This is a genomic window from Pseudomonas sp. B21-059 (assembly GCF_026016285.1).
In the GTDB taxonomy this organism is placed as follows: domain Bacteria; phylum Pseudomonadota; class Gammaproteobacteria; order Pseudomonadales; family Pseudomonadaceae; genus Aquipseudomonas; species Aquipseudomonas danubii.
Window position 1 is genome coordinate 513,607 of record NZ_CP087201.1, and the last position, 22,250, is coordinate 535,856.

19 protein-coding genes and 2 pseudogenes are annotated in these 22,250 nt (G+C 62.9%); 7 read left to right on the forward strand and 14 right to left on the reverse strand.

Translation table 11 applies throughout. The features are described 5' to 3' along the window. Positions 1-7: 7 nt before the first annotated feature. The 3 genes from LOY69_RS02345 to LOY69_RS02355 are packed head-to-tail and all read right to left on the reverse strand — an operon-like array spanning position 8 to position 1,765. Positions 8-280 (reverse strand): phosphopantetheine-binding protein, encoded by a 273-nt coding sequence (locus tag LOY69_RS02345; RefSeq protein WP_011058851.1) that lies wholly within the window; start codon positions 278-280, stop codon positions 8-10. Further along, positions 249-1,070, reverse strand: coding sequence for a lysophospholipid acyltransferase family protein (locus LOY69_RS02350; protein WP_253084269.1), 822 nt, complete (start codon positions 1,068-1,070; stop codon positions 249-251). Before LOY69_RS02350 ends, LOY69_RS02345 begins: the two co-directional genes overlap by 32 nt. Continuing rightward, the gene (locus LOY69_RS02355) at positions 1,046-1,765 is read right to left on the reverse strand and encodes a beta-ketoacyl synthase chain length factor (RefSeq protein WP_102882065.1); all 720 of its coding nucleotides are present in this window, start codon (positions 1,763-1,765) and stop codon (positions 1,046-1,048) included. Before LOY69_RS02355 ends, LOY69_RS02350 begins: the two co-directional genes overlap by 25 nt. A 345-nt stretch (positions 1,766-2,110) precedes the next feature. On the opposite strand from LOY69_RS02355, the gene LOY69_RS02360 reads away from it, so the two are divergent. Further along, positions 2,111-2,881 (forward strand): ParA family protein, encoded by a 771-nt coding sequence (locus LOY69_RS02360; RefSeq protein ID WP_102882064.1) that lies wholly within the window; start codon positions 2,111-2,113, stop codon positions 2,879-2,881. A gap of 47 nt (positions 2,882-2,928) precedes the next feature. Here the strand turns inward: LOY69_RS02360 and trxC are convergent, their stop codons facing one another. From trxC to LOY69_RS02380, 4 genes are all read right to left on the reverse strand, one after another. Next, on the reverse strand, positions 2,929-3,363 hold the full coding sequence (gene trxC / locus LOY69_RS02365; protein ID WP_102882063.1) for a thioredoxin TrxC: 435 nt from the start codon (positions 3,361-3,363) through the stop codon (positions 2,929-2,931). Between the two features lie 78 nt (positions 3,364-3,441). Then, positions 3,442-4,392, reverse strand: coding sequence for a hypothetical protein (locus tag LOY69_RS02370; protein ID WP_265074087.1), 951 nt, complete (start codon positions 4,390-4,392; stop codon positions 3,442-3,444). Positions 4,393-4,418: 26 nt separating this feature from the next. Continuing rightward, positions 4,419-5,363, reverse strand: a complete 945-nt coding sequence (locus tag LOY69_RS02375) for a hypothetical protein (protein ID WP_265074088.1) — start codon at positions 5,361-5,363, stop codon at positions 4,419-4,421. A 76-nt stretch (positions 5,364-5,439) separates the two neighbouring features. Then, a complete protein-coding gene (locus LOY69_RS02380) occupies positions 5,440-5,880 on the reverse strand; it encodes an IgaA/UmoB family intracellular growth attenuator (RefSeq protein ID WP_110651000.1) in 441 nt (146 codons plus the stop codon). Between the two features lie 284 nt (positions 5,881-6,164). Between LOY69_RS02380 and LOY69_RS02385 the strand changes: the two genes are divergently transcribed. Further along, complete coding sequence (locus tag LOY69_RS02385) at positions 6,165-6,461, forward strand: type II toxin-antitoxin system HigB family toxin (RefSeq protein WP_213664620.1); 297 nt, start codon at positions 6,165-6,167, stop codon at positions 6,459-6,461. Next, positions 6,458-6,859 (forward strand): helix-turn-helix domain-containing protein, encoded by a 402-nt coding sequence (locus tag LOY69_RS02390; protein WP_102882058.1) that lies wholly within the window; start codon positions 6,458-6,460, stop codon positions 6,857-6,859. Before LOY69_RS02385 ends, LOY69_RS02390 begins: the two co-directional genes overlap by 4 nt. A gap of 1 nt (position 6,860) precedes the next feature. On the opposite strand, the gene selO is transcribed toward LOY69_RS02390, so the two are convergent. From selO to LOY69_RS02415, 6 genes and pseudogenes are all read right to left on the reverse strand, one after another. Continuing rightward, positions 6,861-8,324, reverse strand: coding sequence for a protein adenylyltransferase SelO (gene selO, locus LOY69_RS02395; protein WP_265074089.1), 1,464 nt, complete (start codon positions 8,322-8,324; stop codon positions 6,861-6,863). A gap of 49 nt (positions 8,325-8,373) precedes the next feature. Then, positions 8,374-11,727: a mechanosensitive channel MscK gene (mscK, locus tag LOY69_RS02400; RefSeq protein WP_102882056.1), complete on the reverse strand. Its 3,354-nt coding sequence runs from the start codon at positions 11,725-11,727 to the stop codon at positions 8,374-8,376. Between the two features lie 67 nt (positions 11,728-11,794). Further along, entirely contained in the window at positions 11,795-13,537 is a 1,743-nt protein-coding gene (locus LOY69_RS02405; RefSeq protein WP_102862839.1) for a potassium/proton antiporter, read from the reverse strand. Between the two features lie 176 nt (positions 13,538-13,713). Continuing rightward, a complete protein-coding gene (locus LOY69_RS30455; RefSeq protein WP_372342496.1) occupies positions 13,714-14,586 on the reverse strand; it encodes a methyl-accepting chemotaxis protein in 873 nt (290 codons plus the stop codon). A 30-nt stretch (positions 14,587-14,616) separates the two neighbouring features. Continuing rightward, a pseudogene (locus tag LOY69_RS30460) lies at positions 14,617-15,486 on the reverse strand (MCP four helix bundle domain-containing protein); the annotation flags it as partial. A gap of 45 nt (positions 15,487-15,531) precedes the next feature. Continuing rightward, positions 15,532-17,157 carry a methyl-accepting chemotaxis protein gene (locus LOY69_RS02415; protein ID WP_102882054.1) on the reverse strand — a complete coding sequence of 542 codons (1,626 nt, stop codon included), beginning with the start codon at positions 17,155-17,157 and terminating at the stop codon, positions 15,532-15,534. Between the two features lie 311 nt (positions 17,158-17,468). On the opposite strand from LOY69_RS02415, the gene LOY69_RS02420 reads away from it, so the two are divergent. The 4 genes and pseudogenes from LOY69_RS02420 (at position 17,469) to LOY69_RS30470 (ending at position 20,054) form a co-directional block, all read left to right on the forward strand. Further along, entirely contained in the window at positions 17,469-17,699 is a 231-nt protein-coding gene (locus tag LOY69_RS02420; RefSeq protein ID WP_102862842.1) for a hypothetical protein, read from the forward strand. Next, the gene (locus LOY69_RS02425) at positions 17,696-17,998 is read left to right on the forward strand and encodes a cell division protein ZapA (protein ID WP_102862843.1); all 303 of its coding nucleotides are present in this window, start codon (positions 17,696-17,698) and stop codon (positions 17,996-17,998) included. Before LOY69_RS02420 ends, LOY69_RS02425 begins: the two co-directional genes overlap by 4 nt. A gap of 163 nt (positions 17,999-18,161) precedes the next feature. Then, positions 18,162-19,187 (forward strand): annotated as a pseudogene (locus LOY69_RS30465) (cache domain-containing protein); the annotation flags it as partial. A gap of 135 nt (positions 19,188-19,322) precedes the next feature. After that, on the forward strand, positions 19,323-20,054 hold the full coding sequence (locus tag LOY69_RS30470) for a methyl-accepting chemotaxis protein (protein ID WP_371826196.1): 732 nt from the start codon (positions 19,323-19,325) through the stop codon (positions 20,052-20,054). 157 nt (positions 20,055-20,211) lie between these two features. Here LOY69_RS30470 and LOY69_RS02435 read toward each other — a convergent pair whose 3' ends face one another. Next, complete coding sequence (locus LOY69_RS02435; protein WP_102882052.1) at positions 20,212-22,014, reverse strand: acyl-CoA dehydrogenase; 1,803 nt, start codon at positions 22,012-22,014, stop codon at positions 20,212-20,214. Between the last annotated feature and the right edge of the window lie 236 nt (positions 22,015-22,250).

Consider the following 22,250-nt stretch of genomic DNA (forward strand, 5'->3'; position numbering starts at 1 on the left):
TCGGTTCTCAAGCTGCCTGTTTTGCAGTGACGAACGCCGCAAGGCTCGCCACGTTACTGAAGTGGTTGCGGGTGTCCTTGGCGTCGGCATCGATCTTGATACCGTACTTTTTCTGGATCGCCAGCCCCAGTTCCAGGGCGTCCACCGAGTCCAGGCCGAGGCCTTCGCCGAACAGGGTCTGATCGTTGCCGATGTCCTGGGCACTGATGTCTTCGAGGCCCAGGGCGTCGATGATCAGCAGTTTGATTTCAAGCATCAGGTCCGGGTGTGTATCGCTCATCTCTGGCGAGCTCCTTGATGAAATAGTGGTGCAAGTGCTCATTGAGCTTGCGCGACGCCTGAGGCGCGGGGCCTTGGGCGGCAAAGGTCTGTGGGTCTATATCGGCACCGACGTGAAAACTGAAGTGCACACGGCGTTGCGGAATGCGATACCAGGGCTCGGCCTTGGTCAGGGTGGTGGGGCTGACCTTGATCACCACCGGGGTAATGATTTTCGCACCCCGCAGGGCAATCGCCGCGGCCCCCCGATGAAAGGCGGGAGCGGCGCCCGGCTGGGTACGGGTGCCTTCGGGAAAGACGATCAGGGTCTGGCCTGCTTGCAACGCCCCGGAGGCGCTGTCGAGCATGTCCATGCTGCCGTCGTTGCTGATGTACTGGGTGGCGCGCACCGGGCTGCGGGTGAAGGGGTTGTCCCAGAGGCTTTGCTTCACCACGCAGTTGGCATCGCGCACCAGACCGATCAGGAACACCACGTCGATCAGCGACGGGTGATTGGCGATGATCATCTGCCCCGGACGGCCGAGCAGGTGGGCGCCCTGGACTTCGTAGGTGAGCACGCCGCTCTTGGCCATGAAACGGATGAACAGCCAGAACAGCCGACTGACGGTCCGGCGTGCGCGCCGGCTATGGCTCGCGGCGTCGCCGGGCAGGCAGGCCAGGAGCGGGAAAATCACCAGGCGCAGGCACAAACCACCTATTCCGAACAGTGCAAAGCTCAGACCGGTGGCCAGCAGGCGCCAGTAGTAGGCATTGCGGCCCTTGGCGCTCAGTGGTTGCGTTGCCAGGTCCATACACGATTCATCCAGGCATGTTGGCAAAAGGTCTGCGAGCCAAGCAGGGTTCGCAGCAGGTTCAGGGCATGGGGCCACTGGGTCTTGGGGATTTGACCGTCGTGGCTGTCCAGGGACAGTTGCCAGTCGTCGCCTGGGGTCAGCAACAGACCCAGGGCATAGGGAAATGGCACGTCGTCGATCCAGCTGGCGTAGGCCTCGGGCGGCTGTTCCTCGGTGATCACCAGCAGTACATGGGGAGCGCCGTCCGCCAGCAGGGTGGCGGCTTCCAGCAGGCCGTGTTCCAGGCCGTCGCCGGCGGCGGCCAGGGCGGTCATTTCACTGGTTTCGCCGCGCATGATCGACCACAGGCCGATCACCGCGTTGTGCACCGAGAGGCTGAACTGGGTGGGCGACAGCGGCTGCTCGGCGGCCAGGTCGCTGAGGATCTCGAAGGTTCGCGGGGTTTCGCCGTGCCGGGAGATGAACACCAGCGGCAATTGCTCGAGGCCTTCGGCCAGGGGCCAGCCAACGCTGAAAGCCATGCGCGCCAGGCGACTGAGACGGCGGCGCTGCATGGCAGGCAGAAAAGACACATCGGGAGCGGCATCGCTGCTCTCAGGCAGGCTCGGCTGACGGCTCCAGGCCTGCCAGGCGTCCACGCTTTCGAGCCCAGGGGCCCATGCACGCCATTGAGCGATGTTGAACTTGATCACTTGATTTCATCCCGCCCCTGCGGGCTTCCTTGACGCGGTGTATCGCTTCGATTGGCGATTGACCTGGATGACGCGAAGGCGTCAGTGGCGCGCATTATCCCGGTGCGACTGGCTTGTAGCAAATGCTGCTTGGGCTGTTGGTCGCAAAAGCGTCGAATCTGCCGCGATCATGGGTGTCTATTTGCCACTATCGAGTTTCCTTTGCGCCCCGATCCCTCGCCGCCGAGGCTTTGCATCGCCTGTTCCAGGGGTGGCGGAGGTTGGGAAACTCTTGTGTTGCCGAGGTAGCTAACGGGCGCGGAGGACTACTACACTCGGTGATCTTTGATACACGGAGGTTTAGACATGCGGCGAGTGGTGTTCAATCAGAAAGGTGGCGTGGGCAAGTCCAGTATTGCCTGCAATCTGGCGGCGGTCAGCGCCAGCGAGGGGTATCGCACCTTGCTGGTGGATCTGGATGCCCAGGCCAACTCGACCCAGTACCTCACCGGCCTGACCGGCGATGACATTCCCATGGGCATTGCCGATTTCTTCAAGCAGACCCTGTCTTCCGGGCCCTTCTCGAAAAAGAACCAGGTGGATATCTACGAGACGCCGTTCGACAACCTGCATGTGGTGACCGCCACCGCCGAGTTGGCGGATCTGCAGCCCAAGCTTGAGGCCAAGCACAAGATCAACAAGCTGCGTAAATTGCTGGACGAATTGGCCGAGGACTATGACCGGATCTATCTCGACACCCCGCCGGCCCTGAATTTCTATGCGGTTTCGGCGTTGATCGCCGCTGATCGGGTATTGATTCCTTTCGACTGCGACAGCTTCTCCCGTCAGGCGCTGTACGGCCTGCTGGCGGAGATCGAAGAGTTGAAGGAAGACCACAACGAGGACCTGCAAGTCGAGGGGATCGTGGTCAATCAGTTCCAGGCTCGGGCGAGCCTGCCGCAACAGATGCTCGACGAACTGATCAGCGAGGGGCTGCCGGTGCTGCCGGTGTACCTGGCCAGCTCGGTGCGCATGCGTGAATCCCACCAGGCCAGCCTGCCGCTGATCTATCTCGATCCGCGACACAAGCTGACACAGCAATTCGTTGACCTGCACAACCTGCTGGAAAACGCCTGAACTCAGCGCCGCGGTGGCAGGAGTGCAAGTCTCCTGTCAGGGCGTGTTCAGATGCCCTGGCTGCGCAACCAGCCCAAGAGTTGCGGCAAGGGCAGGGCGCCGCTCTGGCGGGCCACTTCCCGGCCGTTCTTGAACAGGATCAGGCTGGGAATCGAGCGAATACCCAATTGCCCCGAGAGCTGCGGGTTGGCTTCACTGTCCAGCTTGGCCAGCCGGCACTTGCCACTGAGCTGCGCGGCGGCCTGCTGGAAGATCGGCGCAAAGGATTTGCACGGTCCGCACCAGTCTGCCCACACATCCACCAGTAACGGCAGGTCGCCCTTGATCTGGCTGGCGTAGTCGCCCTGTTGCAAGTCAAAGGGTTTGCTCAGCAACACCTCGGCCTTGCAGCGCCCGCACTTGGGCTGATCGCCCAGGCGCTCGGCGGGAATGCGGTTGAGGCCGTTGCAGTGAGGGCAGGGGATCAGCAGTGGCTCGGACATGGTTGGGCTCCGCAAACAGGGTAGAGCGCCTTAAATGGCGGCGCCCGGGGTGAATATCAAGTCGGCGCCGCCATGGCTTCACGTGTTGGGCGGGGCCAGTTCGACGCTGACCAGACGGTCCATGGAGCGGCCGATGTAAAAGGTAAAGGGCCGGCCCAGGTCCATGGCCATGCCCTCGCACTTGCCCATGAAGCCTATGTGTTGCAACGGAGAAATCTCTCCATCCTCGTGGTACTGCAAGCCCAGGGAACCGACACTGAAGCCGACGCGGTCGGCGCGGCGATCCTCGCGCGTGCCCCAGGAGGTCTTGATCGCAGACAGTTGGATGCGGTTGTCGAACAGCATCTGGTTGAGCGTGGGGTTGGCGAACCTGATGTTGCCGAACAAGAACTGCGCCGGTTCGCGCTTGTTGTCTTTCCACTCCAGATACACGTTGTAATCCCCTGTTCCGCTCCCGGCCTTGCTGCCCATCTGGCTGAACGGCATGCCCGGTGCCTGGAGAGTGGCCTGGTATTGGCAAAACGCCTCGTTGGGCGTGCCGGTGGCCGACAGCTTGCCGCTGATCAATTCCTCCATCGAGTAATGAAACAGCACATCGGCGTATTTCACCGGCTCCAGCGCCAGCGAGAAGCGCCGCGGCAAGGCCATGGCTCTTTTGCGGTACTCGGGGTTGGTGTATTTCCCGGTTTCCGGGGCGATCTCCAGAACGGCTTCGAAGGTGCCGGCTGCGCGCGCCTCGACAATCTCGCTGAACAGCTCCCGCAGGCGTTGGCGCTGGGTTTCGGGCACGCTGCTGTCCAGGCTGATATGCAGGGTCTTGTCGTCCTTGCGGTCCATCTCCAGGCCGATGTGGTCAGGCTCGATGCCGATCCCGGCGGCCATCTGAGTGATGGTCTCGGCGAAGTACGGCACGATCTGGGCCTGCTTGGGGTTACCCACGGTGTCCTGGAAGTGCAGGGTGAGGTAGGTCTGCTTGCAGCCGGTCAGCAGCATCAGCAGCAGGGCTGCCGTGTAGAGGCGTCGGTTCAATGGATGTCCTTGTTGCGCCATGGCGCTTAGCGGTAATCGACGCGGGTCAAGCGATCCAGGGTCCGGCCCATTTGAAAGGTGAATGGCCGACCCAGGGTCTGCATCTTTTGCTCGCACAGCGCTTGCAGCTCGTCCTTTCGGGTGTCGAAGGGCAGGGCTGAGGTCAGGGTCTGGACACCGATGGAGCCGATGACGATGGCGAATTCGTCAAGGGGCACCGGCGCTGGCTGAGTGCTTTTCGAGCTGGAAGGCCAGGCCTGGATGGTTTTCTGCTGCATGTGCCGGTTCAGGTCCGGGTCATCGAAATGCACCTTGAGCGGTACCTTGGCAATGCTGCCGCTGCGGGTCAGCAAGGAGATCAGGCCGCGCTCGCTGTTGTCCTGTTCAAGGGCTTCGTAGCCGATCAGTTTCAAGCGCGTGGGCATTGTCAGGTGCGCGGTGATCTTGCAACTGACCGGGCCTTCGATTTCGCTGCGGTTGACGATGGCACGCAGGCTGTCGTCGTAGCTGCGGTCCAGCAGCATCTCGAACGCCGGGTCGAACTTGAGGGTGGCGTCGATGCTGTCTGGCAGGCCGCTGGGGCCGGACGGATTGACGCTGGCCCGAGCGTTGTCCAGTTCCAGGTGCAGGTTCATCGAACTGGCCTTGCGCGCGTCGGTAACCTGCTCGAAGACGGCCTTGAGGCGGCCCCGTTGTTCCGGGCTCAGGGAGTAGTCCACCAGGCGCAGGTGGATCACTTTGTCATCCTCCTTGTCGCGCTCCAGGGCGATGGCATCCGGGTCCAGGCCCTGGGCGCTGAGCGCCGTGTAAATACTCTGCTTGTACGCCTCGTGCACCAACTGGTCGGAGAATTGCGGGCCGGCCTTGGGATCGGAGCGCACCGAGTCCTGGAAGTGCAGGGTGGCGAAGTCTTCCTTGCACCCGGTCAGCCAGAGCAGCAGGGGTAACAGCAGCAGGTAGCGAGTTTTCATGGTGGACTCTTGCAGGGCATCGACGGGGCTAGTGGCATGGGCGAGCGGTGAAATTGGCAGCCAGGCTTTCAGTGTGTCACTGGGCCAGGCGATGCCCGTTGAGGGCGATGACCACGGCGAACTTCTTGGCGATCACCACTTCGGCCTGGTTCTTGGTGGTCAGGAAGTTTTCCATCGGGTAGGGGAATTCCACGGGGATGCCGCCGATCGACATGTGCTTCAGCGTCTGGGACTGCAGCTCGATGCTGTCGCTCCCGGCGCCGCCGCCAATCAGGTAGACGTTGTCGCTGACCGGCTGGTAAGACATGCCGCCGCGGCCCTGGATTCGCTGCAGGCTGGCGGTCTGTTTGGCCAGTTCGTCCAGTTCGACCTGGGTGATGGTGCGGTGCGGTTTGCCGTGCAGGCGCAGGTCCTGCAGGTTCATGCGGTACTTGGCGCGGCGGCTCAGGTAGATGATCGCCGACACCAGGCCAATGACGGTGAAGACTCCGGCGACCAGGGTGAGGAACAGGTTCATGCGCATCCTTGCAGGTACTGGAAATCAGGGTTGCGCATTATCCGTATCCGCTGTCGACGGGTCCATGCGCAATCTTGTGTTTGGCGCTTTTGTGCACGACGGCTGAGGCGTTGGTCGAAGCTCATGAGTCCGTCGCAATCGCTCACACACTGCTCTGCAAGCCCGTTCGTTGGCTGTCTAGGCTTGAAGCACGTGAGCACCGCTGGTCTGGCCGCGGATATAGCATCTTGAGATATCTAATGCTCGCATCTAACGTTAATAGCATTATGCGATAGGGACATTGCATGCACATCATCACCGCAAAACGTATCCGGCAGGCCAAGGAGCAATGGCCGCAAGTCGCGCGGGCGCTGGATACCTGGTACCGCAAGGCCAAAGGCGCCAGACCGGCTGATTTCGCCGACATGAAGGCCTTGTTCCCGGCGCTAGACAAGGTCGGGCGCTTTCATGTTTTCGACATTGGCGGCAACAAACTGAGGCTGATCGCAATCGTGCGCTATGGGGGGCAGCGCCTCTATATCAGGCATGTGCTGGATCACGGCGAATACGACAAGGGGCTGTGGAAGGAGGAATCACAATGAGTCTTCAGGTTAAGCAAGCGGCGGAGCACTGGCAGTTCGTTGCGCCCATATTGCGCAAGCCCAAGAGCGAGGCCGATTACGACGCGCTGGCCCTGGCACTCGATGAGCTGTTGGACATCATGGGCGAAGACGAATCGCACCCACTGGCTTCGCTGGTGGACATCATTGGTGACTGGATCGAGGCCTACGACGAAGAGCACCATCCGATGCCGGCGGTCAGCGCAGTGGAGGTTCTACGTTCGTTGATGCGTGAACATGGCCTGACTCAAAGCGACCTGCCCGGGGTGGGCGCGCAGTCGGTGGTGTCGGAAGTGCTCAGCGGCAAGCGCCAGCTCAACCTGCGGCAGATCCGCTGGCTGGCCGAGCGCTTCAAGGTGTCGATGGAGACCTTCGCCTGAGTCAGGACGAGCAGCTGATTTCCAGGTGCTTGCCCCACTCTGGCGGACGTTCGGCATAGCCTTGCATGCCCTCTTGCTCCTCAAAAGGCCGGCTCAGCACCTGATGCAGGCGACGCACTTCTGAGTAATCGCCTGACTCGGCGGCGTCGATGGCCTTCTGCGCCAGATAGTTGCGCAGGATGTACAGCGGGTTGACCGCGTGCATGCGCTCCCGGCGCAGGTCCTGGCCCTGGAGCGGATCGCGGGCGACCCGTTGCCGATATTGCTCGGCCCAGGCATCGAAGCCGTTGCGGTCGACGAAATCGTCCCGCAGCCGGGCCAGTGCCTGGTTCGGCGCTTGCTCCCCCAGGCGGCGGAAGAACAGGCTGTAGTCGACGCCGCTGTTCTGCATCAGTTGCAGCAGGCGTTCCACCAGCTTCTGGTCGTCGTCCTCGGCCTGGGTGAAGCCCAGGCGCCGACGCATCAGGTCCAGGTAATGGGCCTGGTACAACGGCAGGAACAGGCCCAGGGCTTCACGCAGCGCCTCGACGCTGATGAATGGCGTCAGGGCCTGGGCCAGGGCGCTGAGGTTCCACTGGCCGACGGGCACCTGGTTGCTGAAGGAGTAGCGGCCCTGGTCATCGGAGTGGTTGCAGATGAAGTGGGCGTCGAAATCATCGAGAAAGGCGAACGGGCCGAAGTCGAAGGTGATGCCCAGGATCGACATGTTGTCGGTGTTCATCACCCCGTGGCAGAAACCGTAGGCCTGCCATTTGGCGATCAGTTCGGCGTTGCGTTCGACGATCTCGCGGAACATCGCCAGATAGGGTTCAGGCTGCTCCAGGCACTCGGGAAAATGCAGGGCCAGCACATGCTCCCCCAGTTGTTTATGCAGCTCGGGTTTCTTCGTGTAGTAGAAATATTCGAAATGCCCGAAGCGGATATGGCTCTGCGCCAGGCGCAGGACCATCGCCCCGCGTTCCTGTTTCTCGCGCCATACCGGGGTGTCCGAGCCGATCACGCACAGGGCGCGGCTGCTGGGGATGCCCAGGGCATGCAGGGCCTCGGAGGCGAGGAATTCACGGATCGACGAGCGCAATACGGCACGACCATCGCCCATGCGCGAATACGGCGTCTGCCCGGCGCCCTTCAGGTGCAGGTTCCAGTGTTCTCCCGCCTGGTTGTAGACCTCGCCCAGCAACAGCCCGCGACCGTCCCCCAGTTGCGGGTTGTAGGAACCGAACTGATGCCCGGAATAGACCATTGCCCGGGGTTCGGCCTCGGCCCACAGCTTGTGCCCGCCGAACAGTTCGGCGAACACCGGGCTTTCGGCCACGGCCGGGTCCAGGTCCAGCAGCGCCATGGCCGCCGGGCTGGCGGCCACCAGCCTGGGGTTGTCGAGGGGTTCGGGCAGTACGTGGGTCGAGAAGGCGTCGCCCAGGCGGGCGAAGCGGTTGTCGAAGGTCAGTTCGTCGAGGGCTTTCAACGGCCATCTCCCAGCAGAATGTCCGAGCATTCTGCTAGGGATAGGGGCCTTAGTCGAGTTTGCTCGGCGGCGGTTCCTGCAGCGGCTTGCCCCCGGGCATCGGGACGATGGTCTTGGCCTCCGGCTCGATGGGCACCATCTTGTATTCCTGGCCGTGGAGGTTTTTCAGGTAGACCTCCATCTGCCGGAACGAGATGTTGATGTGCTGCTTCTTGAACTCGCGGTTGATGAAGCGGTTGACCTCGTCCACCACCGGGTTGCGGTCCCCCAGCTCGCGCACGTGCATGCGCAGTTCGTGGTCCAGGGTGCTTTCGCCGAAGTTGAGGAAGTACACCTGAGGCTCCGGTTCCTTGAGCACCCGCGGGTTGTCCCGGGCGGCCTTGAGCAGCAGCTCCTTGACCAGGTCCAGGTCCGAGCCGTAGTCGACGCCGAGCTTGAGGGTCACCCGGGTCACGGTGTCGGTCAGCGACCAGTTGATCAGTTGCCCGGTGATGAAGGTCTGGTTGGGGACGATGATGTCCTTGCGGTCGAAGTCGGTGATGGTGGTGGCGCGGATGCGGATCTTGCTCACCGTGCCCGACAGGTTGCCGATGGTGATGGTGTCGCCGATGCGCACCGGCCGCTCGAACAGGATGATGATGCCGGAGATGAAGTTGGCGAAGATCGCCTGCATGCCGAAACCCAAACCCACCGACAAGGCCGCCACCAGCCACTGCAGCTTGTCCCAACTGACGCCGAGGGTGGCCAGGGTCGAGACGAAACCTATTCCGGCAATGGCGTAGGACAGCAGGGTGGTGGTGGCGTAGGCGCTGCCCTGGGCCAGATTCAGCTTGGACAGCACCAGCACTTCCAAGAGGCCTGGCAGGTTGCGCGCCAGGGCTAAGGTGATGCCGACAATGATCAGCGCACCGATCACGTCGCCGATGCTGATGGGCACCATGCTCATGTTGGCGCCGGTGCCGCTGGTGTATTCGTAGAGGGTGATGTTGTCCAGGTAGGAGAATACCGTGATCAGGTCCGACCAGACCCAGTACAGCGCGGCGATGAAGCCGCCCAGCAGGGCCAGGCGGATCAGGCGCAGGGACTGTTCGTTGACCTTCTCGATGTCCATGGTCGGCTCTTCGACCACCGCGTCGCCGCTTTCCCCGGCTTCCTTGGCCGCCTGGCGTTTGCTCAGGGCCCGCTGGTAGGCCAGGCGCCGTGCTGCAACGCCGAGTCCGCGGACGAAGGTAGCCTCGATCACCAGCCAGAACATCAGCAGGTACAGGGTGTTGATCAGGCGGTCGCTGAGCTTCAGCGCGGTGTAGTAGTAGCCGAAGCACACGGCGATGAACAAGGCGATTGGCAGCAGGGTGAATAGCAGGCCCAACGCCTTGCGGAACAGCGAGGCATTCTCGTGGGCCGGGCTGCTCAGCAACAGGCGGCTCAGCAGCCAGGCCATCAGCCCGTAGCAGGTCAGCACCACGGCGATGCCGAGCACGTCATCGGCCAGGGCCGCGGGCTGGTGCTCGGCCACCGCCACCACGGCCACCAGCGCCAGGACCACCAGCCCCAGGCGCCGGACCCAGCCCTGGAGGAATTCCACCTGGGGTTTTTCCCAGCGGAAATGCAGTTCGGCCACGCCGCCGGGGGCGAGTATCCGATAGGCGGTGTAGAACACCAGCCAGGCCTGGGCGATCTGCAGCAGCGCCGCACCGAGGTTGGCGTTCTGCCCCCGGGCATCGATCTGCAGGGCATAGCCGCACAGCGCCAGGGCCAGGGTGACCGGCATCGCCAGAAGAATGTTCACCAGGATCGCCAGGGGCGTGTGCCACTGGCTGTCGCGTTTGAAGTGGCCGATATCCTTGTGCACCTTGTTCAGGCGCGCATAGAGGTTCTTGCGCCGCCACAGCAGGGCGCCGATCAGCAGCGCCAGGGGCAGGAACAGCAGCGGCCGCTGCGCCAGACCGTCGGTCAGCTCACTGAGGCTGGAGGCCCAGGGCAGGGTGGTGATCTGTTTCTCCAGGCGCTGAGGGACGTCCTGTAGCCACTCGGCGTCCAGAGGCTTGTTGCTGGGAATCCAGAACATCTGCTCGTCGAGGGTCGCCCGCAGGCTCTGGGACGTGCTCAACAGTTGTTTCTGGTTCAGTTGCAGGGTGATGGATTCATTGAGCAGGGCGCTGAGCTCGCGGTTCAGGCGCTCCAGCAGATCGACGCGGGTCATGGCCAGCTCGATCAGGGTCCGGCGCAGTTGCGGCGTGACCTGCTCCGGCGGCTGGCTCTTGAGCAGGTTGTCGACGTAGGTGCTGGGGCTACCCAGCAATTCGCGCTGCTGGTTGACCTCGAATTGATAAAGGCGGATATCGGCGATTTCGTCCGCTAGGTCGCGATCCAGCTTCAGGCGTGGCAAGGCCTGTTTCTGCTTGTAGAGAATCTTCGACAGCAGCAGGCTGCCCTTGAGCACGTTGATCTGCTCGTCCAGGGCCGCGTCGCTTTGGGTCACGCTGTCCAGTTGCTGTCGGGTCTGCAGGTTCTGCTGGGTCAGTTCGTTGAGGCGGTCGGTGCTCTTGAGCAGGTAGTCGGAGAGCTTGAGGTTGGTGGCGCTTTCGGTGGTCAGCAGGCTGCTGCTGCCGGCCTTCTGCGCCTCGATGGACTGCTGGGTCACGGTTTCCTGGGACTGGGCCAGGCGCTTCTGGTTGATCAGGGTTTGCAGGTCCTGGATTTCCTGCTCCAGGCGCGCGGTCTTTTCCATCAGCAGGTCATGCTGGCTGCTGCCCAGGTCCTGCAACTGGCTGTTGCCTGCCAGTTCCTGGCGGCGCAGGGGAATCAGGGCGTTGATCGCCGCCAGTTCGGCATTCAGCAGATTGCGTTGATCGGCGCCGAGCAGCTTGCCGCCGTCCTTGCCGGACTTGAGTGCGGCGTTGATCTGCAGGATGCGGGTCTGGCTGTTGCTGATTTCCGCCTGGGCCCGTTCGGGACGGGTCTGGGCGGTGATGGTCAGGGTGTTGGCGTCGGCCAGGGCCTTTTGCAGCTCGCCTTGCAAGGTGGTGCGTTCGCTCAGCAGTTGCTCCAGTTGCGACACCGCCAGCGAGCCATAGCGCTGGGCCACCGGTGCGACTTTACTGGCCTTCAGGCGTGCCAGCTCGCGCTGGTTTTCCGTGGTCTGGCGCGGCGCGTTGCTCAATTGCTGGCGCAGGTCGTTGAGGCGCCGCTCGTAGTCCTGCTTGTTGTTCAGGTGATTCAGGGTGTTTTGCAGCAGGGTCTGCAGGGCCTTTTGATCGGCTTCCGGCAGTTTGCGTTCGGCGATCTTGTCCAGGCTTTGCTGGACCGACTCGGCACTGGGCGGATCGCCGCCCTGTGCGGCGCCGACAGAGAGACTCAGACCCAGCAGGGCAACAGCGAAAAATTTACGCAAGTTAGGCATAGAAGTCGGTCAAGCAAATAGGAATGGGGGGAGACGCGTCGCGACCAGGTCTGACGCGCTCCGCAGTTTAGAGGAAGAGGCCGGGGCCGGGGCGACTTCCTTCGGGGAATCTGACGCCCACTTTGCCGATCTTGTTCCCGTCCATCACCGCCACGGTCCAGATGGTGTTGTTCCACTCCACCTGGTCGCCGACCACCGGTGCACCGCCGACCTTCTGGGCGATGAACGCGCCCAGGGGCATGTCCGCGTCCTGGCCGTCGAGCTTGAGCCCATAGAGCGCCGACACCGCGCCCAGCTGGGCGTCGCCTTCAAGAACGAAGTCGCCGAAGAAGCGCAGGTCCAGCCCGCGCTCCGGAGCCTGGCTGAAGAGTTTGCCCAGGGCTGGAAGGTTGTGTTCATGGCCGATCACGCACAGCAGGTCATCGGCCTCAAGCACGGTACTACCCGACGGATGGAGCAGTTGCTGGCCGCGAAACAGGGCCGCGATCCGTGTGCCTTCGGGCATTTTCAGCTCCCGCAGGGCGGCGCCGATGCACCATTTTTCCGCCCCCAGGCGGTAGACGAACAGTTCCCACTCGCTGGTGACGTGAACCTCCAGAGCCGCCCGGGAAATCGGTGCCGGCTCCGGCGGCACCGTGACCTTGAGCCACTTGGCCACCCACGGCAGGCTGGTGCCCTGGACCAGCAGCGAGATCAGCACGATAAAGAACGCCAGGTTGAAGTACAGCTGGGCGTTGGGCAGCCCGGCCATCAACGGGAACACCGCGAGAATGATCGGCACCGCGCCGCGCAGGCCGACCCAGGAGATAAAGGCCTTTTCCCGGCCGTGGAAGGCCTTGAACGGCGCCAGGCCCACCAGCACCGACAGCGGCCGGGCGAACAGGATCATCCACAGCGCCAGGCCCAGGGCCGGCAGGGCGATAGGCAGCAGGTCGTGGGGGGTGACCAGCAGCCCGAGCACCAGAAACATGCCGATCTGTGCCAGCCAGGCCATGCCGTCGAGCATGTGCAGGATGCCGTGGCGGCTGCGCACCGGGCGGTTGCCGATCACCAGGCCGCACAGGTACACGGCGAGGAAACCGCTACCGTGCAGGGCGTTGGTCAGGGCGAACACCACCAGACCGCCGGCCACCACCAGGATCGGGTACAGGCCGTTGGCCAGATGAATGCGATTGACCAGTTGCAGCATCAGCCAGCCGCCCCCCAGGCCGATTAACGCGCCGATACCGAATTCGCGGATCAGGTCCCCCAGCAGGCTCCAGTGCAAGCCGGTGTGGCCCTTGGCGAGCATGTCGATCAGGGTCACGGTGAGAAACACCGCCATCGGGTCGTTACTGCCGGACTCAATCTCCAGGGTGGCGGTGACCCGCTCGTTGAGGCCCTTGCCCCCCAGCAGGGAGAACACCGCCGCGGCGTCGGTGGAGCCGACGATGGCGCCGATCAGCAGCCCCTGGATCAGGTTCAGGTCGAACAGCCAGGCGGCAGCCATGCCGGTCAGCCCAGTGGTGATCAACACCCCCACCGTGGCCAGGGACAGCGCCGGCCACAGGGCCACGCGGAAACTCGCGACCCGGGTGCGCAGGCCGCCGTCCAGCAGGATCACGGCCAGGGCCAGGTTGCCCACCAGGTAGGCGGTCGGGTAGTTGTTGAAGATGATGCCGCCGCCGTCGACTCCGGCGCTCATGCCCACGGCGAGGATGATCACCAGGATCGGGATGCCGAGACGGGATGAAAGTGAGCTCACCAGAATGCTCGCACCTACCAGCAACGCGCCGATCAAGAACAGGCTGTTGATGGTCGTCGCATTCAAAGGCAGTACTCCAGAGCGAAAAAGGCGGGCGCAAACTGACCATGCAGTCTGCGTGCCAGCGATTCTAACCTGTTGAAATGCGCCACTGTCAAAAAGCTTTTGATGACAGTGGCGGATTTTTTTGGCGTGAATTCCGGCGCCGATTTACCGGCGTGTTGCGGGGCTGGCGAGCGGCTTCAGAGGCTGAAGCGCGCGACCATGCTGTTGAGGTCCACGGCCAGTCGCGACAGCTCGTTGCTGGCTGCACTGGTCTGGTTGGCGCCGGTGGCCGACTGCACCGACAAGTCGCGGATGTTCACCAGGTTGCGGTCCACTTCCCGGGCCACCTGGGCCTGTTCTTCGGCGGCGCTGGCGATCACCAGGTTGCGTTCGTTGATCTCGATGATCGCGCTGTTGATGGTGTCCAGCGACAGGCCGGCGCCGCGGGCGATGTTCAGGGTCGACTCGGCGCGCTCGGTGCTGTTGCGCATGGAGTCCACCGCGTGCTCGGTGCCGCTCTGGATGCTGCCGATCATGCGTTCGATTTCGCTGGTGGACTGCTGGGTACGGTGCGCCAGGGCCCGCACTTCGTCGGCGACCACGGCAAAGCCACGACCGGCCTCGCCAGCACGGGCGGCTTCGATGGCGGCGTTGAGGGCCAGCAGGTTGGTCTGGTCGGCCAGGCCGCGAATCACGTCCAGTACCTTGCCGATGTCCCGCGACTCGTTGGCCAGGTCGCCGATCAGGCTGGCGGTGCCTTGCACGTCGGAACTCATGCGTTCGATGGCGGACACGGTTTCCTGCACCAGATCGCGACCGTCGCCGGCGGAGGCGGTGGCGTTCTTCGAGGCTTCCGAGGTGCTCACGGCGTTGCGTGCCACTTCTTCCACGGCGCTGGTCATTTCATTGACTGCGGTGGCGGCTTGCTCGATTTCGTTGTTCTGCTGGGTCAGGCCACGGGCACTTTCCTCGGTGACGCAATTGAGCTCTTCGGCTGCCGACGCCAGTTGGGTGGCGGAGCCGGAAATGCGCTGCAGGGTGTCCCGCAGTTTTTCCTGCATCTTGGCCATGGCGCGCAGCAGGCGTCCGGCTTCGTCATTGCCGTCGACCTGGATCGGCCGGGTCAGGTTGCCTTCGGCGATTTCTTCGGCGGCGCTCAGGGCGTTGGCGATCGGTACGGTGATGCTGCGGGTCAGCAGCCAGGCGAACAGCAGGGTCAGGCCGGTGGCCAGCACCAGCAGGGCCACCACCAGGTTGAAGGCCGAGGAGTACTGTTCGGCGGCCTGCTGGTTGGTGTCGAGGGTCTGCTGGGTGTTGATCTCCATCAGGCGGTTGAGCACGGTGTTCATGGCTTCCGAGTTGTTCAGCAGGTCGGTGTTGAGCAGGTTGCGCAGCTCTTCCACCTGATTGCCGCGGGACAGGGACCTCATCCGCTCTTCGATCTGCCGGTACTGTGTCAGCAACTGGACGTACTGCTCGTAGGCAGTCTTTTCCTCGGGGCTGCTGATGAACTTCTCGTAGGTGACCTGGGCGGCGCGGATCTGCTGGTTGCGCATGTCCAGCAGTTCGATGGTCTTTTGCTGGACATCGGGTTCACGGTTGACCAGCAAGCGATAGGACAGCACCCGCAGACGCAGGGTCAGCTGGGTGAACTCGTCGAGGCTCTTGATGCTCGGCACGCTGCTCAGGGTGATGTCCTCGGCGGCGCCGCGGATCTTGCTCATCTGGTTCAGGGCGAACACCCCCAGGATCAGCATCAAGCCGCCGATCATGGCAAAGCCGAGGAAGGCCCGCGGAGCGATATTCATATTGCGTAGGGACATGGTGAGTACCAAAAAGGGCGCATCCGTGCGGGGGCTTGAGACTGATCTACCGTGACTTATCGGTCGTACGACTAAAGTCTTGAGTCGCGCCGTGGATTTAGCCTTTTGGCTACGCACCGGGCCGGGAGTGTCAACGGCCGACTGCATCGGCCCCAGGCCCGTAATAGAGCCCTGGAGCCGGGAGAAGGGGGTTTACAGCTGGAAGCGGGTCACCAGATTGTTCAGGTCAGCGGCCAGGATCGACAGTTCACTGCTGGCGGAGCGGGTCTGGTTGGCACCGGTGGTGGACTGCACCGACAGGTCGCGGATGTTCACCAGATTGCGATCCACTTCCCGAGCCACCTGGGCCTGTTCTTCGGCGGCGCTGGCAATGACCAGGTTGCGCTCGTTGATTTCGTTGATGGCGCTGTTGATGGTGTCCAGGGACTGGCCGGCGCTGCGGGCGATGTTCAGGGTCGAGTCGGCGCGTTCGGTGCTGTTGCGCATCGACTCCACCGCCTGCTCGGTGCCGCTCTGGATGCTGCCGATCATGCGTTCGATTTCACTGGTGGACTGTTGGGTGCGGTGCGCCAGGGCGCGGACTTCGTCGGCAACCACGGCAAAGCCGCGGCCGGCCTCGCCGGCACGGGCGGCTTCGATGGCGGCGTTGAGGGCCAGCAGGTTGGTCTGGTCGGCCAGGCCGCGAATCACGTCCAGTACCTTGCCGATGTCCCGGGACTCGTTGGCCAGCTCGCCGATCAGGCTGGCAGTGTCTTGCACGTCACCGGTCATGCGTTCGATGGCCGAGACGGTTTCTTGCACCTTGTCCCGTCCGTCCCCGGCGGATTGGGTGGCGTTTTGCGAAGCTTCGGAAGTGCTCACTGCATTGCGCGCGACTTCTTCCACGGCGCTGGTCATTTCATTGACCGCGGTAGCCGCCTGCTCGATTTCATTGTCCTGTCGAGTCAGGCCACGAGCACTTTCGTCGGTGACGCTGTTGAGCTCCTCGGCGGCCGAGGCCAGTTGGCCGGCGGAACCGGAAATGCGCTGCAGGGTGTCCCGCAGTTTTTCCTGCATGGTCAACATGGCCTGCAGCAGGCGGCCGGCTTCGTCGCGGCCATCCACGGTGATCGGCTGGGTCAGGTTGCCTTCGGCGATCGCTTCGGCCGCATGCAGGGCGTTGTCGATCGGCAGGGTAATGCTGCGAATCAGCCGCCAGGCAAACACCAGGGTCAGGGCGGTGGCCATGACCAGCAGCGTCACCACCAGGTTGAAGGCGGTGGCGTATTGCTCGGCCGCGTCTTGATCGGCGGCGCTGGAGTACTGGGTGTTGATGTCCACCAGTTGATTGAGAAGGGCGTTGATCTTTTCGGCGCTGGTCATCAGCTCGGTGTTCAGCAGCTGCTGCATGCTTTCGAGCTGGTTGTTGTGCGACAGCTCGATCAACTGGCCTTCCAGTTGGCGGTGGTGGGTCAGCAGTTCCATGTACTGATCGTAAGCGGCGTGCTCTTCCGGGCTGCTGATGAGCTCCTGGTAGCGGGCCCGGGTTTCATCGATTTTCTGGTTGCGCTGGCTGATGGAGTCCAGGGTCTTTTGCTGTTCCTCAGGGTCGCGGTTGAGCAGTAGCCGGTAGGCCTGGACCCGCAGGCGCAGGCTCAGTTGGGTGAAGTCGTCGACGCTCTTGATGCTGGGAATGGTGTCCTGGGTGATGCGTTCGGTCGCTGCGCGGATCTTGCTCATTTGACTCAGAGCGAAGATCCCGAGAAACAGCATCAAACAACCGATCACGGCAAAGCCGAGGAATGCTCTCGGAGCGATATTCAGGGTGCGCAGGGACATTGAACCTACCTCGGATGTGCGCGGCTTGCGCGTTTGGGTCAGGGAAGTACCTGTGCTATCGCGTTGAAAAAACGCTTCTTGAATCGCCAGGAGCGCTTTCAGAAAAGTCTGACCACCTGTTGGGATAATTCGTAAAAGTCCGAAGCATCCGACCGAACGTCAGGAACCCGAGGCGCGAATGACAGTCTCTAACAGCTCTCGCGTGAGGGTCATCGCCAGTAAAATCAAGGCCTTGCGCCTGGATATCCCTGGTATCCAAGGTGACTTTTCTTTATCGTACGCGCCCTTTGCAAACAGCCCGGAAGATCAAAATGTTGGAAGCATCCCTCAGCCAATTGGAACAGTTGGTCAGTGACCTGGTGGTACAGAACCAGGAGCTGCTCGGCACGAACGAAACCCTCAAGGAACAACTGGCCCAGGCCAAGGATGAAAACGAAAGCCTGCAGTTGAGCCTCATGGAGCAGGAAGAAAAACAGGGCGCTACCGCCGCCCGCATCCAGGCTCTGGTTGAGCGCGTCAGTGCGAGCCCGGCCAACCCATGAGACATCACATCGATGGGGTGAAGGTGGTCTCGATCCTGGGCGAGGATTACTCGATCAAGGCGCCGGCCGGTGAGGAACAGACCCTCATGGACGCCGCGCTGATGCTCAAGGCGGCCCTGGCCGACACCAAGAAAAAATACCCGACGCTGATTGGCGAGCGCCTGCTGGTGCTGGCAGCGATGAACCTGTGTTCGCAGCAGATCGAAATGAAAAAGCAGCACGCCCAGGCGCTTGAGCGTTATCAGGAGCAGGTGAGCGCCACCGTTGAGGTGATCGCCAAGACCATTCAACAGAATTGATGGAAGTGCACACAGCTGGCGGGTAATGAGTTGGACAAGCAGAAGCATTGTTTGTATACAACTTCCCGCGGCTGGCGCGGTATCTCAGCCTCTTATAACCATAAGAAAGAGGTGTTCCATGCAATTCTGGCGACGCAGTATTCAATGGCAACTGATCCTCAGCATGGGTTCGGCCCTGCTGGTCAGTCTGCTGGTGGTCGTAGCGATCTACACGGTGCTGATCAATCACCTGACCCAGAGCTACCTGGTGGACAGGGCGCTGCCTTCGAGCATCGAAGCCATGCGCAACGATATCGAACGCATTCTGACCCAGCCTCTGACCGCCGCCCGTGACCTGGCCGGCAACGGCATGCTGCGCGACTGGCTGGCGGCAGGCGAAGACCCGGCCCGGGCGCAGAGCTTCATCAGCTACCTGGAAGACATCCGCGCCGAGAACCAGGCCTTCACCACCATGATGGCCAGCCCGCTCAGCCATCACTATTACAACCAGAAAGGCCTGGACCGGACCCTGAGTCGGGATAATCCGAAGGATGTCTGGTTCTATCGCTTTATCGACAGCGGCAAGCCGCGGGTGCTGAACATCGATGTCGATGTTGCCAGTGGCGAGCTGGCGCTGTTCATCAACTACCGGGTCGAGAAAGACGGTGAGCTGGTGGGGGTCACCGGCCTGGGCTTGCGCATGACCGAGCTGTCGCAGCTGATTCACGACTACAGCTTTGGCGAGCGTGGCCGGGTGTTTCTGGTGCGCAACGATGGTTTGATCCAGGTGCATCCGGACGCTGAATTCAGCGGCAAGCGACAGTTGTCCGAGCAGATCGGCGCGACCGCCGCCGAGGCGCTGATGGGGCACGAGGGACTGACCAGCAGTCATTTCGAGCGTGACGGCGAAGACTACCTGGCCCTGAGCCTGCCACTGCGCGGCTTTGGCTGGAGCCTGGTGGCCGAGGTGCCGCAGGCGCAGATTTACGCCGAGGCGCACCGGGCGATCTGGCTCACTAGTCTGATCGGCCTGGGCATCGCCGGCGTCTGCCTATTGCTGGTTGTACTGCTGGCCCGTGGCCTGGTACGCCCGGTGCGACAGGTGACCGAAGGGCTGGTGGCCATCGGCAGCGGCGGTGGCGACCTGACCCTGCGCCTGGATGCCAGCCGTGCCGACGAGCTGGGGGATCTGGCCCGGGGTTTCAACCGTTTTCTCGACAGCCAGCGCGGCATGATCGGTGAGGTGTTGGCCACCACCGAACGCCTGCGTTCCTCGGTGAGCCAGGTGGCGGCGGTGGTGGATAACACCGCCGAGCGCTCCGGCCGGCAGCAGGAAATGACCGACATGGTGGCCACTGCGGTACATGAGATGGGGCTTACCGTGCAGGACATTGCGCGCAATGCCGGGCAGGCGGCGGATGCTTCCCAGGCGGCCCGGGATGAAGCCCAGCAGGCCCAGGACGTGGTGGGCGGTTCGATTCGGCATATCGAGAGCATGTCCGGTGAAATCGCTCTGGCCGCCGGTGCCGTGGGCGAACTGGCGGAACAGGTGGCCTCCATCGATCAGGTGCTGGCGGTGATCCGCGGGGTTTCCGAACAGACCAACCTGCTGGCCCTCAACGCTGCCATCGAGGCGGCTCGGGCCGGGGAAATGGGCCGTGGCTTTGCGGTGGTGGCCGATGAAGTCCGGACCCTGGCCCAGCGTACCCAGACCTCCACCGATGAGATCCAGCAGATGATCCAGGGCCTCAAGCAGGGGGCGGAGAACGCCGTGTCCTCGATGCATGCGGGGCAATCGGCCACCGGCACCGGGGTTCAGTCCAGCCAGCAGACCGGGGCCTCACTGACGGCGATCACCGGGCAGGTGGAGCGTATCAGCGACATGAATCAGCAGGTCGCCACTGCCACGGAAGAACAGTCGGCGGTGACCGAAGAGATCAACCGCAATGTTCAGGGCATTTCCGAACTGGCCCGGGCCACCGCGGCTGAAGTGCACACCTGTCGTGAGGATTGCCAGACCCTGCAGCGCCTGGCCGAAGACCTGGCGCGCCAGGTGGGCGGTTTCAAGCTGCACTGACCAGCGTAGGAGCTGGCTTGCCAGCGAACCTCGGGCCGCGCAGTGCCAGGCCTGACGCTTTCGCCGGCAAGCCGGCTCCTACAGGTGTGGAGTGAGCCTTCTGGTAGGGGCTGGCTTGCCAGCGAACAGCGCCGCGGTGTGACAGGCCGCCTCGGTCTCAGAACCAGGCGTCCTGCATCTCCAGGCAGGTGGCGTCCCGTGCTTCCAGCAGGGTCAGTTCATGCTGGCAGCCCGGCACTTCCCAGGTCAGGAAGTAGCGCGCGGCCTGCAGTTTGCCGTGATAGAAATCCCGGTCCCCGGCATGGCCTCGCGCCAGTCCTTCCTCGGCCCTGATGGCCTGTTCCAGCCAGCGCCAGCCGATCACCGCGTGGCCGAAGGCCTTCAGATACAGCGCCGAGTTGGCCAGGGTCGCCGTGACCTTGCCGCTGGCCAGGTCGCCCAGCAGACCCAGGGTCACGCTCTGCAGGCGCGTCACCAGTTGCTCCAGAGGCAGGCGCAGGGCGTCCAGCGACGCATGGGCGCGGGCCCGCTCGCCCGTTTCGGCGATCAGGCGGATCAGGCGCTTGAGCCCGGCGCCGCCGTTCTGCGCCAGCTTGCGCCCCAGCAGGTCCAGGGACTGGATGCCGTGGGTGCCTTCATGGATCGGATTCAGGCGATTGTCGCGGTAGTACTGCTCCACCGGGTATTCCCGGGTGTAGCCGTGGCCACCGAGGATCTGGATCGCCAGCTCGTTGGCCTTGAGGCAGAACTCCGAAGGCCAGGATTTTACGATGGGCGTCAGCAGGTCCAGCAGTTCATGGGCCTGCTGGCGCTCGGCCTCGCTGGCCAGGGTGGTGGTGTCATCGAACAGCCGCGCCGCATACAGCCCCAGGTCGAAGGCGCCTTCAACGTAGGCCTTCTGGGTCAGCAGCATGCGGCGCACATCGGCGTGCTGGATGATCGCAACCGGTGCAGTGGTCGGGTCCTTGCTGTCCGGCAGGCGACCTTGCGGACGCTCGCGAGCGTATTCCAATGAATACAGATAGCCGGCATAACCCAGCATCACCGCGCCCATGCCGACGCCGATCCGTGCTTCGTTCATCATCTGGAACATGTAGCTCAGGCCGTGATGGGGCTTGCCCACCAGATAGCCCACGCAATTACCGTTATCGCCGAAGTTCAGCGCGGTGGAAGTGGTGCCGCGCCAGCCCATCTTGTGGAACAGCCCGGCCAGCAGCACATCGTTGCGCGGCCCCAGGCTGCCGTCATCGTTGACCAGGAACTTGGGCACGATAAACAGGGAAATGCCCTTCACCCCGGGCGGCGCGTCCGGCAGCTTGGCCAGGACCATGTGCACGATGTTTTCCGACAGTGGGTGGTCGCCGCCGGAGATGAAGATCTTGTTGCCCTTGAGCCGGTAGCTGCCGTCGGCAGCCGGTTCGGCGCGGGTGCGGATATCCGACAGCGACGAGCCGGCATGGGGCTCGGTCAGGGCCATGGTGCCGAAGAAGCGGCCATCGATCATGGGCTGCAGGAAGCGCTGTTTCTGTTCGTCGGTGCCGAAGCTCTCGATCAGGTTGGCCGCGCCCATGGTCAGGAACGGGTAGGAAGTCGTGGCCGCGTTGGCGGCCTGGAAGTGGGCGAAGCAGGCCTGGGACAACAGGGTCGGCAACTGCATGCCGCCCGCGTCGAAACTGCGCGCGGCATTGAGAAAGCCGGCTTCGAGGAAGGCGTCCACCGCCGGTTTCACTTCAGGGATCAGCACCGCCTGGCCGTCTTCGTAGCGCGGCTCGTGTTCATCGCCCTTGCGGTTGTGCGGGGCGAAGTACTTCTCGGCGATGTTGCGCGCGGTGCCCAGGGCGGCATCGAAGGTTTCGCGATTGTGCTCGGCAAACCGCTCGCGCTGGGTCAGGCCCTCGGCGTCGAGCACCTCATACAGTTCGAAAGCCAGATTGCGGGAACTGAGCAGCGTCTCGGACATGGCGGCATACCTGTTGGCTAGGGAATGGGCTGAGTCTAGGCGCGTGAATAAAGGCTGAATAGCAAGATTGATCTGGGTGATAAAGATGCCAAACAGGCACAGCCCCTGTCGCCGCTGCCGAAGGCTGCGATAAGTCCCGCAGGGACTTTGGCGGCAATGAAATTGCTACGGCCGTTGCGGCCGATCGCAGCCTGCGGCAGCTGCTACAGGACATTGCATCGGGCAAAAAAAAGAGC

Excerpts from the sequence above, each read along its gene's own strand:
- LOY69_RS02345 (WP_011058851.1), bottom strand. The coding sequence starts at position 280 with ATGAGCGATACACACCCGGACCTGATGCTTGAAATCAAACTGCTGATC.
- LOY69_RS02350 (WP_253084269.1), bottom strand. The coding sequence starts at position 1,070 with ATGGACCTGGCAACGCAACCACTGAGCGCCAAGGGCCGCAATGCCTAC.
- LOY69_RS02360 (WP_102882064.1), top strand. The coding sequence starts at position 2,111 with ATGCGGCGAGTGGTGTTCAATCAGAAAGGTGGCGTGGGCAAGTCCAGT.
- trxC (WP_102882063.1), bottom strand. The coding sequence starts at position 3,363 with ATGTCCGAGCCACTGCTGATCCCCTGCCCTCACTGCAACGGCCTCAAC.
- LOY69_RS02375 (WP_265074088.1), bottom strand. The coding sequence starts at position 5,363 with ATGAAAACTCGCTACCTGCTGCTGTTACCCCTGCTGCTCTGGCTGACC.
- LOY69_RS02380 (WP_110651000.1), bottom strand. The coding sequence starts at position 5,880 with ATGAACCTGTTCCTCACCCTGGTCGCCGGAGTCTTCACCGTCATTGGC.
- LOY69_RS02385 (WP_213664620.1), top strand. The coding sequence starts at position 6,165 with ATGCACATCATCACCGCAAAACGTATCCGGCAGGCCAAGGAGCAATGG.
- LOY69_RS02390 (WP_102882058.1), top strand. The coding sequence starts at position 6,458 with ATGAGTCTTCAGGTTAAGCAAGCGGCGGAGCACTGGCAGTTCGTTGCG.
- mscK (WP_102882056.1), bottom strand. The coding sequence starts at position 11,727 with ATGCCTAACTTGCGTAAATTTTTCGCTGTTGCCCTGCTGGGTCTGAGT.
- LOY69_RS30455 (WP_372342496.1), bottom strand. The coding sequence starts at position 14,586 with ATGGCCAAGATGCAGGAAAAACTGCGGGACACCCTGCAGCGCATTTCC.
- LOY69_RS02415 (WP_102882054.1), bottom strand. The coding sequence starts at position 17,157 with ATGTCCCTGCGCACCCTGAATATCGCTCCGAGAGCATTCCTCGGCTTT.
- LOY69_RS02420 (WP_102862842.1), top strand. The coding sequence starts at position 17,469 with ATGTTGGAAGCATCCCTCAGCCAATTGGAACAGTTGGTCAGTGACCTG.
- LOY69_RS02425 (WP_102862843.1), top strand. The coding sequence starts at position 17,696 with ATGAGACATCACATCGATGGGGTGAAGGTGGTCTCGATCCTGGGCGAG.
- LOY69_RS30470 (WP_371826196.1), top strand. The coding sequence starts at position 19,323 with ATGGTGGCCACTGCGGTACATGAGATGGGGCTTACCGTGCAGGACATT.
- LOY69_RS02435 (WP_102882052.1), bottom strand. The coding sequence starts at position 22,014 with ATGTCCGAGACGCTGCTCAGTTCCCGCAATCTGGCTTTCGAACTGTAT.